This is a genomic window from Fontimonas sp. FW305-C-3, from assembly GCF_058783185.1.
In genome coordinates, this window is record NZ_JBYSYK010000001.1 from 425,621 (window position 1) to 438,670 (window position 13,050).

The 13,050-nt window shown below is 65.8% G+C and carries 11 protein-coding genes; 7 read left to right on the top strand and 4 right to left on the bottom strand.

Annotated elements, in window-relative coordinates; genetic code table 11:
• Positions 1-74 precede the first annotated feature (74 nt).
• The 3 genes from AC3WUF_RS01970 (at position 75) to AC3WUF_RS01980 (ending at position 1,576) form a co-directional block, all read left to right on the top strand.
• Positions 75-383 carry a hypothetical protein gene (locus AC3WUF_RS01970; RefSeq protein WP_492421884.1) on the top strand — a complete coding sequence of 103 codons (309 nt, stop codon included), beginning with the start codon at positions 75-77 and terminating at the stop codon, positions 381-383.
• A gap of 296 nt (positions 384-679) precedes the next feature.
• Complete coding sequence (locus tag AC3WUF_RS01975) at positions 680-1,054, top strand: hypothetical protein (protein WP_492421886.1); 375 nt, start codon at positions 680-682, stop codon at positions 1,052-1,054.
• Positions 1,055-1,153: 99 nt separating this feature from the next.
• Positions 1,154-1,576: a hypothetical protein gene (locus AC3WUF_RS01980; protein WP_492421888.1), complete on the top strand. Its 423-nt coding sequence runs from the start codon at positions 1,154-1,156 to the stop codon at positions 1,574-1,576.
• 24 nt (positions 1,577-1,600) lie between these two features.
• Here the strand turns inward: AC3WUF_RS01980 and AC3WUF_RS01985 are convergent, their stop codons facing one another.
• Positions 1,601-2,233, bottom strand: coding sequence for a TetR/AcrR family transcriptional regulator (locus AC3WUF_RS01985; RefSeq protein ID WP_492421890.1), 633 nt, complete (start codon positions 2,231-2,233; stop codon positions 1,601-1,603).
• Positions 2,234-2,373: 140 nt separating this feature from the next.
• Between AC3WUF_RS01985 and AC3WUF_RS01990 the strand changes: the two genes are divergently transcribed.
• The 4 genes from AC3WUF_RS01990 (at position 2,374) to AC3WUF_RS02005 (ending at position 10,384) form a co-directional block, all read left to right on the top strand.
• Positions 2,374-4,767, top strand: coding sequence for a c-type cytochrome (locus AC3WUF_RS01990; RefSeq protein WP_492421892.1), 2,394 nt, complete (start codon positions 2,374-2,376; stop codon positions 4,765-4,767).
• Positions 4,768-4,816: 49 nt separating this feature from the next.
• Positions 4,817-6,832, top strand: coding sequence for a rubber dioxygenase RoxB (gene roxB, locus AC3WUF_RS01995; RefSeq protein ID WP_492421894.1), 2,016 nt, complete (start codon positions 4,817-4,819; stop codon positions 6,830-6,832).
• A gap of 214 nt (positions 6,833-7,046) precedes the next feature.
• Complete coding sequence (gene roxC, locus AC3WUF_RS02000; RefSeq protein ID WP_492421896.1) at positions 7,047-9,518, top strand: putative rubber dioxygenase RoxC; 2,472 nt, start codon at positions 7,047-7,049, stop codon at positions 9,516-9,518.
• 116 nt (positions 9,519-9,634) lie between these two features.
• Entirely contained in the window at positions 9,635-10,384 is a 750-nt protein-coding gene (locus AC3WUF_RS02005; RefSeq protein WP_492421898.1) for a TerC family protein, read from the top strand.
• 178 nt (positions 10,385-10,562) lie between these two features.
• On the opposite strand, the gene AC3WUF_RS02010 is transcribed toward AC3WUF_RS02005, so the two are convergent.
• From AC3WUF_RS02010 to AC3WUF_RS02020, 3 genes are all read right to left on the bottom strand, one after another.
• On the bottom strand, positions 10,563-11,393 hold the full coding sequence (locus AC3WUF_RS02010) for a uroporphyrinogen-III synthase (RefSeq protein ID WP_492421900.1): 831 nt from the start codon (positions 11,391-11,393) through the stop codon (positions 10,563-10,565).
• A gap of 60 nt (positions 11,394-11,453) precedes the next feature.
• A complete protein-coding gene (locus AC3WUF_RS02015; protein ID WP_492421902.1) occupies positions 11,454-11,822 on the bottom strand; it encodes a hypothetical protein in 369 nt (122 codons plus the stop codon).
• Positions 11,823-11,930: 108 nt separating this feature from the next.
• Positions 11,931-13,001 (bottom strand): NADH:flavin oxidoreductase/NADH oxidase, encoded by a 1,071-nt coding sequence (locus AC3WUF_RS02020; RefSeq protein ID WP_492421904.1) that lies wholly within the window; start codon positions 12,999-13,001, stop codon positions 11,931-11,933.
• Positions 13,002-13,050: the final 49 nt, after the last annotated feature.

Consider the following 13,050-nt stretch of genomic DNA (forward strand, 5'->3'; position numbering starts at 1 on the left):
AGCGCGCCGCGAAGGCCGCGAAGAAGGGCTGACGGCATCGGGGCTCGGACTCCGGTCCGGCCCCAGCCGCTTCGATGCGTGCTGTGTTCAACCGGCGCAGTGCGCTACTGAGTGTGGCGGCGTTGTTGCTGCAAGCCTGTGTGTTCGTGCCGCGCACCGTCGAGATCTACGACGCCGGCTGCCAGGTGAAATCGAAGCAGATGTACATCGAGCCGATCCAGATCGGCGACTTTGTCGGCTGCAGCGACGAGACTTGTGCCCATTATCTGGTTGCCCTCGGCGCGGTTGCCGCCACCAGCGTCGTCGTGTCGGGCAGCATCGTGATCGTCGGTAACGCGGTCTACTGGTTCGAGATGCAGGGGCGTTGCGACCGCGAGCTCTGAGGCCGCTACAGCCAGTAATCCGAGCGGGACAAGCCGCCCTCTTTTGCGCGAGGGCTCCCCCCAGACAGGTGGGAAAATGCTGCGGGTATTCACGCGCCGATCCGGCACCGCGCCTTCTGTGATGCAGTGCCGATTGCCGGTCTAAGCGCCGGAGCCGATGGGGGATTTTCAGCCGTTCCGGTGTCTTCTCTTGACCTTGATGGCAGCGGCGGCATTGACCGGCCCATTTCGGCTCCAAAACTGCGTGCTAGGCTGAATTTCCAATTATTCCAAGCCACAGCACCAGAGGTAGGACCATGAAGTACGCGTCTTCGATCGTTCGCATCATCGCCGCTGCAGGTACGCTCGCCGCCGTCGCGATGGCACCGGCCGCCGTCGCCGGCGACCAGGATTTCACCATCAACAACGAAACCGGCGTCGAGATCTACAACGTCTACACCTCGCCCGCCAGCGCCAACGAATGGCAGGAAGATGTCATGGGCGCCGACACGTTGCCGAGCGGCGAGAGCGTCGAGATCACCTTCAGCCCGAGCGAAGACGCCGAACTGTGGGATCTCAAGGTGACGGACTCCGAAGGCAACGGCATCGTCTGGACCCAGCTCAATCTGATGGAAATCTCGGCGCTGACCCTGCATTACAAGAACGGCAAGGCCTGGGCTGACGCCGAGTAATTCGCGGCGGACCGCGTCATGCGGCCGGACAAGGGCGCTCCAGAGGTCATGGAGCGCCTTTGCTTTTGCGGACTCGGAAAGCGCACCCGGTAGACGCCCGTGTCCATTTCTCCACGCATTGAATACCTGACGTACGCTGCCGTTTGCGTCGTCAATGCATTGGCGATGATGTTGTTGTTCTTCGGCCATGCGGCGACAGGCTCCGGGATCAAGCCCCTGCTATGGCCTGAAGCACTGCTGTGCATCCTCGGCGTGCTGCTGCTTGCCGCATTCAATGGAGCGAGAGCAAAGCAGGTCGATCAGCCGGGCTGGACGGCGGGTATCGCCACGCTGCTATTGCTCGGGTTGGGGCCGGCAGTGTTGCTGCTGGTGATCTATCTGGCGGCTCTGCCCGAAAAAGGCGTGCCCGGGCAGATCGGCAGGCAGGCTCCGCCGATGATCATCGGTCTGCAGGCCGCAGCATTGCTTCTGTTGCCGTGGCTTCTGCTGTGGGGCATGCGCAGCATCTGGTCGCCCGCCTGACGGTGCCCGGCGCGAACGCAACGTTCAAAGCAGCTTGAGCACCGTATCGACCAGCGTGCGGATCAGACGTTCGCGCGAGAGCTGCGGCGGGCGGTAGAGCACGGTCTGCAGCACGGCGGACCAGACCATGTTCATCAGCAGATAGGTGCTGGCTTCGGGGTCGTCGAAATGCACGACGCGCTGGCTCTTGTGGCGGCCTTCCTGGGCGATGAGCTGCAAGGTGTCGGACAGATCGCGGACCTCGGCGATCTCCCACAGAAAAGGCACTTCGCGCAGCGCAACGCGCAGCAGGTCGCCGCGCTGTTCGAGCGCTGCGGTCATCGCGCGGACCCAGTAATCGATGCCGGCGCGCGGCTGATCCTCCAGCGACAGCGCCACGCGCATGCCCAGCAGCACCTCGCCGGTGATCTCGCGCATGACGTCGCCCAAGGCGACGGCGATGATCGACTGCTTGTTGGGGAAGTATTCGTAGAGCGAACCGATGCTGACGCCAGCCTCCTCGGCAACCCGGTTGGTCGTCACCGCGGCGTAGCCGTGGCGCGCCAGTATCTGAGTGGCCGCCTGCACCATGGCATCGAAGGTGGCCTGCGCACGCGCCTGCCGTGGGCGTTTTTTCGCCCTCAATTCACGGCCTTGCAGTGCTGTTTCGATGCGCATGAGCGGGCGGCGGGATTCCGAGTATTTCCGAGCTTTTATTCAGGTTAAGGTGAATACTGCGGCTTGGAAAGAGCGGCGTCGCTATTGCGCGCAGCCAGGGGCCTGACTTGAGCGGGCTGCCCAGCGGAGAGAGAACGCGGATGAAGACAATCTTGAAGCATGCCGGCGGATGGGGGGCGATCGCCGGCATGGCGCTGCTGGTCGCAGGCTGCGCGGGCGAATACGACGGCGGCGCGGCGGGTGGCGGCAACGGGCCCGGCACCAGCGGCGGCAGCTTCTCCAGCGTCAGCGACTTCTACGACAAGCGCATCGAACCGCGGCTGGCGTTCTGCCGCACCTGTCATATCCCGGGCGGCGTCGCCGATGTCGAAGACGGCCGGCTGTTCATGCTGGCACCTCTCGAAGGCAACGACTTCGCGACGCTGAAGGCTTCGTGGGAAGCGCTGGGCGGCAACAACCCGACCTCGCGCATCCTGCTGATGGCCTCGGGGCAGGAGCTGCCGCACAGCGGCGGCCAGCCGTGGGCGCAGGGCTCGAGCCCCTACAACGACATGGCCACGCTGCTGAAGTGCTTCGAGAATCCGGACGGCTGTCTCGCCGGTGCCGGCGGCGGACCGACCACCCAGGAAGAGCCGCTGCTCGGCAGCAAGCGCGGCGGCCACGCCTGGTTCGATTTCTGCGAAGGCAAGCCCGACGACACGCTGCTGCCGCCGGATCCGCGGTCGCTGGTCGTGTCCGGCGTGAACTCGGGCAGGGCGGTCTACTTCAATGCGTACTGGAAGGACTGTCATCGCGAGGAAGTGCCGGTCGGCGAGGAAGATGCGGCAACGACCTGCGGCGAGCTGCGCGATCAATGGCAACGCGGCGAAACCCTGGTCAAGGGCGACGGTGCAATCGGCGCGGGCTGGTACTTCGGCGGCAACGGCACCAGCGGCAATTTCAGCGCGGCCAAATACAACGCGCTGTGGGAAAGCTGGGGGCTGCCGGGGCGGCCGGACAATTTCGATCTGCTCGCCGCAGAGCGTTACGGCATGGCGATGGGCGCGACACGCAACCCATACCCGCTGGCCGGCGAAGATCCGAATGCGAAGAACGGCGGCAGCGGCCAGCTGCCGGTGGGCCTCACGCAGCTGCGCGAAAGCGGCGGCCGCTGGACCGGCAACATCGGCGTCAATTGCCATGTCTGCCATAGTGGCGGTGTCGGCTACGCCGATGAAGGCGCGGGCCTGGGCGCGGTGTTCGGCGGCAGCAACAGCCTCAGCGAGTTCGGCCAGATCGATGTCGATCTCGGCGGCAGCGCGGCGTCCAGCTCGCTGAAGGTTCCGGTCGTCGTCGGCAAGACGCGCGGCACCAACAACGCACTCGCGCTGCAGATCATCGTCTTCCTGCTGACCGGCGATATCCGCCCGCTCAATCCGAACTTCCTCGGCTTCGCCGTACTGGCACCCAACGGCGGATCGATCGATACCCCAGCCTGGTGGAACATGGGACATCGTCCGGTGAAGTTTCAGGACGGATTCCTCGCGATGGACGCGCTGCGTTCCGACTTCGGCTTCTTCATCCAGGGCGTGCCGGAAGGCTACGACTGGATCCGGCAGCACGTGCGCGCCGGCGATACCTACATCAGCTCGCTGAAGGCGCCGGCCTGGCCGAAGAGCGTCGACACCGCGCTTGCCGAGCAGGGTTCGATCCTGTTCCACAGCAAGGATCTGTGGGCCGACAAGCTTGCGAATCCGGTACCGAAACCCGAGGGCGGCAACGGCTCCTGCGCGAGCTGCCACGGCGCCTACGCGCCGCGCTACGTCAAGGATTCGGCCTATCTCGAAACGCCGGAGCTGGAAGGCATGGCGAGCTACATCGTGCCGCGCAATCTGATCGGCACCGATCCCAAGCGTGTCGACAGCGACAGCGAAGCCGCCGAGCAATACGGCAAGGACAACTTCTTCGCCTATCCGGAAACGATCAACGCCGATCCGGAGCTCGACTGCAGCACGCAGAACCGCGCGCAGATTCGCCAGGGCCGCGAGCCCGGCTATCTCGCGCCGCCGCTGTACGGTGTGTGGGCCAGCGCGCCGTACTTCCACAACGGCTCGGTGCCGAACGTCTGGGAAGTGCTCAAGCCGGAAGACCGCAAGACGATCTGGCGCCGCCTGTCGACGCCGGCGCGCTTCGACCAGATCGGCAGCGTCGTCATGGGCTTCGACACGAACTTCGCGCGCGCCTACGACCAGCAGCGGCTCGGCTGGAAGTACGACGCGCTGAGCTGCGGCGACGAAGGCACGACACCGTACTTCGACTGCAATCCGTCGAACCAGCCGAACGACCCGAGTTTCCAGGCGCTGCTGAACATCCTCAACTCCAGCAATCCGTACCTCTGGTACGTCGGCGCTGGCGCGACGCGCAACGAGCAGCTCGAACAGCGCAAGGTCTACAACACGACGATGTACGGCCAGGGCAACCAGGGCCACGAATTCACCGCGGTGCTCACCGACAACGAGCGTCGCGCGATTCTCGAATATCTCAAGACGCTGTGACGGCGTCTTAACTGCGACAGTTCACGGAAGAATCACCATGAAGACGGCGATGAAAAAAATTCTGCTGAGCGGCATCAGCGCCGCGGCGTTGCTGGTCTCCGCCTGCGCCGAGAACTACGACAATCCCAACACCGCGCCACAACCGACGCCGGATGGCGGCGGCCCCGGCACGCAGGAATTTCCGTTGCTCGGCAGCAAGCGTGCCGGCCATTACTGGTTCGACTACTGCGAGGGCAAGGCCGACGACACGCCGGTGCCGCAGGATCCGCGCGAGCTGGTCGCGCCCGGCATCGATGCTGGCAAGGCGGTGCTGATGAACGCCTACTGGAAGACCTGCCAGGAAGACAATCATCCGGGCACCTGCGGTGAACTGCGCGCACGTTCCGAGCGCGGTTATCGATTGATCGCAGCCAACGGCGAGGTCGGTGCCGGCACGATGTTCGGCGGCGATTCGCCGGATCCAAGTTTCGGTTTCCCGGCGGAGACCTACAACAAGCTGTGGGATCGCGTGTGGCGCATGGACAGCCGCCCGGACAACTTCGATCAGCTGGTGGCCGAACGCTGGGGCATGCCGATCCCCAAGGTGGCGAACCCCTATCCGCAGCCCGGCGAAGACCCCAATGCCACCAACGGCGGTAGCGGCCAGCTGCCGATCGGCCTGACGCAGCTGCGTAATCCGGACGGTAGCTGGACCGGCAACATCGGCGTCACCTGCAACATCTGCCACGGCGGCGCGGTCGGCAATACCGTGGACGGCGCAGACCTGGGACCGATGTACGGCACCAACTCGCTGTCGGACATCACCGTCATGTTCACCGAGCTCGGCATGCTCGTGCCGCAGCAGTCGGTGCTCGCGGTGATCTCGCAGAACAAGGTGCGCGGCACCGGCAACATCACCAACTTCCAGCTGTTCGGCACGCTGACCCTGTTCGATGCGCTGATCCCTTATCTGACCGTGCAGACCCAGCCGTCGACCGGCACCGAGGATCCGCCGGTGTGGTGGAACGTCGGCAGCCGTCCGATGAAGTTCTTCGATGCCGGCATGCCGACCGACGGCAAGCGCATCGAGCTGTCGTTCCACTTCCCCAACGTCGCTTCGCCGAACAACGTCGAAGGCAAGCAATGGATCATCGATCATCAGCAGGACGGCGACAGCTGGCTGATGTCGATGAAGTCGCCGGCCTGGCCCGAAGCCAGACTCGGCGCGATCAACACGCAGCTGGCCGAAGCCGGCGCCGTGCTGTTCCATGCGAAGGACCTGTGGGGCGCCGGCCTCGACAATCCGGTCGCACGTCCGGAAGGCGGCAACGGCTCCTGTGCGAGCTGCCATGGCGCGTATTCGCCGCGCTACGTCAACGACCCGGCGTATCTGCAGACGCCGCTGCTCGAAGGCATTGCCGCGTACGTCACGCCGATCGAAATCATCGGCACCGACAGCAAGCGCCTCGATGGCCACAGCCAGGTGATCTCGAACTACGCGCGGCAGAACTGGTTCGCCTACAACGACGGTCCGAAGAACGAGCAGGGCGTGCCGATCTGCGGTTCGCAGAACGACAGCGCCGTGCGCGGCGACCGCAAGCTCGGCTATCTCGCGCCGCCGCTGTACGGCGTCTGGGCGACGGCGCCGTATTTCCACAACGGCGCGGTGCCCAACATCTGGGAAGTGCTCAAGCCGGAGGACCGCAAGCCGATCTGGCGGCGTCTGTCGATGCAGGGCGATATCGGCGGCGTGCGCGGCTTCGACTACAGCCTCGAGACCGGGTACGACGCGGAACACGTCGGCTGGAACTACGAGGAACTCGCCTGCGGCGTCGGCACATTGCCGCTGATCGAGTGCAGCCCGACCGGCGGCGCCAACGTCCAGGATCTGCTCGGTCTGGTCTGGGCCAACGGCGGTCTGGCCTGGAATCTGCTGAACCTGCCGATCCTGACGACGCAGCAGATCGAGGCGCGCAAGATCTACAACACGAACTACTACAGCCAGGACAACGCCGGTCACGAGTTCACCAGCGTGCTCAACGACAACGAGCGGCGCGCGATCATCGAGTATCTGAAGACGCTGTAAGGCGGGATCGCAGTCAAAGCGAGCGGGGCGCCGCCTGGCGCCCCGCGGATACCCGGATTGTTCCAAACAATCAATGGATTGAGCGCGAGGTCTGGCGCTCTGCCGATCCGAGTGGATTGCGCGACCTTGTGCGCGTAGCTTTAGCAGCTGATTAAACAGATTGCGGCGGCCGCGCCTTGTCCAGGCGCCAGGCACGTTGCTCGAGGAGAATCCGATGGGCCCAAGCATCTTCATTGCCAGGTGCCGTTTTGCAGTGATCGCCGGCATGGCGCTGCTGCTGACGGCTTGCGCGGGCGAATACGACGGCGGCGCGGCGGGTGGCGGCAACGGGCCCGGCACCAGCGGCGGCAGCTTCTCCAGCGTCAGCGACTTCTACGACAAGCGCATCGAACCGCGGCTGGCGTTCTGCCGCACCTGCCATATCCCGGGCGGCGTCGCCGATGTCGAAGACGGCCGGCTGTTCATGCTGGCGCCGCTCGAAGGCAACGACTTCGCGCCGCTGAAGGCCTCGTGGGAAGCGCTGGGCGGCAACAACCCGACCTCGCGCATCCTGCTGATGGCCTCGGGCCAGGAGCTGCCGCACAGCGGCGGCCAGCCGTGGGCGCAGGGCTCAAGCCCTTACAACGACATGGCCACGCTGCTGAAGTGCTTCGAGAATCCGGACGGCTGTCTCGCCGGTGCCGGTGGCGGGCCGACCACCCAGGAAGAGCCGCTGCTCGGCAGCAAGCACGCGAAGCACGTCTGGGCGAGCTACTGCGAAGGCAAGGCCGACGATGCGCAGCTGCCGCCGGATCCGCGCTCGCTGATCCAGCCGGGCTTGGTCGCTGCCGATCGTGCGGTCTACTACAACGCCTGGTGGCAGGACTGCCACGTCAACATGGACGCCGCCGAGCAGCAGGCCAAGACCTGCGGCGAGTACCGCACGCGGCGCGATCGCGGCTTCGCCTTCCTGCTGGACGAACTGCCGGCGGGCAACAGCTCGGCGGAAAGCCACAACAACGCCTGGCAGAAGTGGGGCCTGCCGGGCCGGCCCGAGAATTTCGACGAGCTGTACACGCTGCGCTACGGCCTGAATCACGCGCCGTTCGACAACCCTTATCCGCTGCCCGGCGAAGATCCGAATGCGAAGAACGGCGGTTCCGGCCAGCTGCCGCTGGGCCTGCGCCAGCTCAAGGACGACAACGGCCGCTGGACCGGCAAGATCGGCACCGCCGCGTGCTTCCAGTGCCATGGCGGCCAGATCGGCGATCCGGCCGGCGGCGAGAATCTGCTGACCGCGAAGAACCTCGGCCTCGGCAATAACAACTACGACGTCGTCATCTCCGGCCAGGACAGCTCGCCGTTCGCCGGCACGCCGGCCGCCGCGCTGCTGCCGGCGCTGTCGATCGACGCGCTGTTCAACATCGGCATCAAGCAGCGTGGCCAGAACAACGCGGTCGGCGCCTTCGAATTCCTCATCACGGTGCTCGATCTCGATTCGCTCGGCCTCAATCCGAATCCGCTGAAGACGATCGTCGAGGCGACCGGGCCGCTGGATGTCGCGCATCCGCTCGCGCACACGCAGGACACACCGCCCTGGTGGAACATGGGTTCGCGGCCGCGCAAGTTCTTCGATGCCGGCGTCTCGAACGACTCGACGCGCATCATCATGGCGGCTGGTCCGGGTGAAGCGGCGGAGCTGTTCAGCCCGTCGGGCGATTACTACCGCAACCGCATCGAGCAGTACGACCAGGATCTCGAAGCCTTCTTCCTGTCGCTCGAATCGCCGGCCTATCCGCTGCCCATCGATACCGCGCTGGCCGAACAGGGCGCGATCCTGTTCCACACCAAGGATCTGTGGGCCGAGGACGCCAATGCCGAGGCGCCGCAGCCGCTTGGCGGCAACGGCTCCTGCGCCAGCTGCCACGGCGCGTATTCGCCGCGTTACGTGAAGGACAGCCGCTATCTGGAAACGCCAGCGCTGGAAGGCGTGGCCGGGCACATCTCGCCGCTGGCGGTCATCGGCACCGACACTGCGCGTTCCGACATGCTGACGCCGACGCTGCGCGAGCGCTGGGATTCGACGTTCTGGGGCTACACCGACAACGTCGACGGCTGGACCGCACCCGGCGACAAGGACCCGGTCACCGAACTGCTCGACGACATGCTGCCGGTGGCACTGCGCCCCGAGGGCGTCTGCGGCTGGCAGAAGGAAGTGATCGGTTATCAGGCGCCGCCGTTGTATGGCGTCTGGGCGACTGCGCCGTACTTCCACAATGGGTCGATCCCCACGCTGGAGCAGGTGCTCGACTCCGCCGAGCGTCCGGCGATCTGGCGTCGCCAGCTGCAGCAGAAGGATGGCGTCGTCGGCTTCGACCAGCGTTTCGGCTCGGCTTACGATCCCGTCCGTGTCGGCTGGAAGCATGACGTGCTGAGTTGCACCGACATTCCGGGCAGTGCGCTCAACAACTGCAATCCGCTCAACGAGCAGGGCCCGTCGCTGACGCAGATGGTGCAGAACTTCCTCAACGGTGCCGTCAGCTGGACCGGCCTCGTCAACATTCCGGACCCGGTGCCCGGTTCGGTCGACAAGCGCCTGGTCTACGACACCCGCACGCTGGGCAACGGCAAGGGCGGGCACACCTTCACCGACGCGCTGACCGAGCAGGAGCGCAAGGCGCTGATCGAGTACATGAAAACCCTCTAAGTCTCTGTCCGCAGTCACTATCGCGCCGCCTTCGGGCGGCGTCTTTTTGGGTGCTCCGGCAGGGCGCAAGGACTATCGAATAGAATGCGGCCCCCTGTCTGATCGGTGAGCATCGCGTGGAAGCCCTGCTGAATATCGACCTCTGGATTGCCCTTTTCACGCTGGCCGCGCTGGAAATCGTGCTCGGCATCGACAACATCATTTTCCTGTCGATCATGGCCAACAAGCTGCCGGTGCATCAGCGCGCCAAGGCTCGCACGATCGGCCTCGCGGCGGCCTGCCTGATGCGCATCGGTCTGCTGTTGTCTCTGGCCTGGCTCGCGAGCCTGACCACCGATCTGTTCTCCGTGCTCGGCATGGGCATCTCCGGCCGCGATCTGGTGCTCGGCCTCGGCGGCCTGTTCCTGATCTGGAAGAGCGCCAGCGAAATCCGCGAGTCGCTCGCCCATGCAGCGGCCGTCAAGGAAGAAGTTGACCAGGGCAAGGACGGCATCGTTGCCAAGGCGGCGGTCAGCTTCTTCTCGATCATCGTGCAGATCATGGTGATCGACATCGTCTTCTCGCTCGACTCGGTGATCACCGCGATCGGCATGACCAACAACATCCCGGTGATGGTCGCCGCGATCATGCTCGCGGTCGGCGTGATGATGTTCTTCGCCGGCCCGGTCGGCGCGTTCGTCGAGCGCAACCCGAGCATCAAGATTCTGGCGCTGTCCTTCCTCGTGCTGATCGGCGTGTTCCTCGTCGGCGAGAGCCTCGACTATCACATCGAGAAGGCCTACATCTATTTCGCGATGGGCTTCTCGCTGGTCGTCGAGCTGATCAACATGCGCTTGCGCCGCTTGCTGGCAGCGGCCAAGCACTGAGCGTCACACCAAGTATCGCGAAGCGGCCCGGAAGGGCCGCTTTTCGTTTCAGCGCCTTGACGTCGCCCGGGTGCAACCCGGGTTTCGCATCGCGGCAAGGCGACGGCCAGCTTCGTAGGATAGGCCGTCAGGCCCATCGTCGCGCTCTTGCGGCAGATGATGGGCCTGGCGGCCCATCCTACGTCGGCGATGCCAGTGCTTCGCCGAGCGCACGCATCAGCGGTTTCATGAAGTAATCGCCGTCCGGCATCGCCTGGACGCTGACGCCGTACGCCGCGAGCGCGTCGGCAACCACCGGGCCGACCGCGGCGACGACGCTGCGCTGCAGACCGCGCAGCAGCGCGGCTTCGCGTTCGGCATCGCGGGCGACGCGAAACAGGCGATCGACCTGCGCCATGCTGGTGAATGCGATGGCATGCAGCGTGCCCCGATCGAGTTGATCGATGAGATCGATAACGCGCGCGGTGTCGACCGCATCGGCATAGACGTACGGCGCGACGATCTGCAGCGTCGCACCGGCCGCGCGCAGCGCGGCCTGCAAGGGTTCGTTTTGCACCTGGCCGTAGAGCTGCACGCCCACGCGACGGCCTTGCAGGTCCAGTGTCTGCAGCGTCGCGATGACGCCGGCGGTCGTCGGCTCGGCGGCCAGCAGCGTCGGCTTCAGCCCCAGCTCGCGCAGCGCGCGTCCCGGCTTGGGGCCGCGGACGATCGTGCGGACCTGCGACAGTCGCTCGACGAAGCCCGCACGCAGCGCCGCCTCATGACGGTCGATGCAGGCGACGAGCCGGCGCAGGCCCTCGCCGGTCAACAGGATCAGGTCGTCGCAGCTGCCGGCGTTGAAGGCGCGAATCCAGGCCAGCACCGGCTGCGGATTCGGCGCATCGAGGATCGCGACGAGCGGGCAGCGCAGCACTTCGGCGCCGCGCCGTTCGAGCAATGCCGCGAAGACATCGAGCTCGCGCGTTTCCGGAACCGCGATGCGGCGCTGTTGCAGATTCGGTTCGTCCATAGGTCAGCGGATTCTGAAGCTTTCCGCGCCCCGGCACACGGGCGGCAACAGCGCCTGGGTTCAGACCATCTCCAGCCGCGGCTGCGCAAACGGCGGCGCGGCGGGCGGCGCCTGTCGCGCGCTCCACTCCAGCTGCCAATGCTGCGTCTCGAGGCGCGTCAGCATCGCCTGGACCAGCGCCTCGGCATAGGCGCGACCGAAGCGCGAACGGCAGCGGCGCTGGTCCTCCCAACGCATGAAGCGATCGTCCGGGCCTTGGCAGACGCGGATCAGGAACTCGCCGTTGCCGTCGCGGCTCAGGAAGACCCCCGCCAGCTCGCCGTCCTGCGGCTGCTGCAGCAGATAGCTGGCGAGCAGCTGCTCGTTGTTTTCGATCCACTCGCTGAAACGGGCATGCGAGGCCAGGGCGGGAAGGTAGTTCGTGCTCATGTCCCTGTTACGGCCGCGGGCCGCCCGGCCTGATTAGGACGCTCGCTCTTCCGCGTGTAGGAAAAATGCCCGCCCGGCGTCAGCCGCAGGTGCCGGCCGGTAGGGGCGCTACCAGGCGCGTCCGTACTGGACCGGCGGCTCGATCTTGACCTTCAGCGCTTCGGCGGCGCGGCGCGGCCAGTAAGGATCGCGCAGCATCTCGCGGGCGAGCATCACGACATCGGCCTGGCCGGTGCGGATGATGTGATCGGCCTGCTGCGGCGTCGTGATGAGGCCGACGGCGGAGGTCGGCATGCCGGTGCGCTGACGGATGGCCGCGGCGAACGGCGTCTGGAAGCCCGGGCCGATCGGAATCTGCGCTTTCGGCAGCGAGCCGCCGGACGAGACGTCGATCAGATCGACCCCGTCGTTCCTGATCGCCTCGACCAGCGCGCAGGATTGTTCGAGGTCCCAGGCGGCAACGCCGGGCTCGGCCCAGTCGGTCGCCGAAATGCGCAGGAACAGCGGCAAGTTGTCCGGCCAGGCCTTGCGGACCGCGGCAATCACGCGGCGCAGCAGGCGGATACGGTTCTCGAAGCTGCCGCCGTAGTCGTCGGTACGCTGGTTCGAGATCGGCGACAGGAACGAATGCAGCAGATAGCCGTGCGCCGCATGCAGCTCGATGACCTCGAAGCCAGCGGCCTGGGCGCGCCTGGCGGCGGCGGCAAAATCCTCGACGAGCTTGTCGATTGCCGCGCGGTCCATCGCCTTGGGCAGCGGGCTCTGCTCGCTGAACTCGATCGCCGACGGTGCGAGCAGCGGACGCCAGCCGCGCTTGTCCGGGTCGAGCGCGTGGTTGCCGTTCCAGGGTTCGGTCGTGCTCGCCTTGCGTCCCGCATGCGCGAGCTGGATGCCGGCGACCGTGCCGGTGTGGTGAAGAAAACCGACGACCGGCTTCCAGCTCTGCACGTGAGCATCGTTCCAGATGCCGGTGTCGGCCGGCGAGATGCGGCCCTCCGGCGTGATCGCGCTGGCCTCCGCCATCACCAGGCCGGCACCGCCGACCGAGCGGCTGCCCAGATGCACCAGATGCCAGGTGTTGGCCTTGCCGTCGGTGGCCGAGTACTGGCACATCGGCGACACCGCGATGCGGTTCTTCAGCGTCACGCCGCGCAGGGTCAGCGGTTCAAACAGGCTCATGCTCGGACTCTCGCTTTCTTCGATTTGTGGTCGTCATGACTGCCGCAGC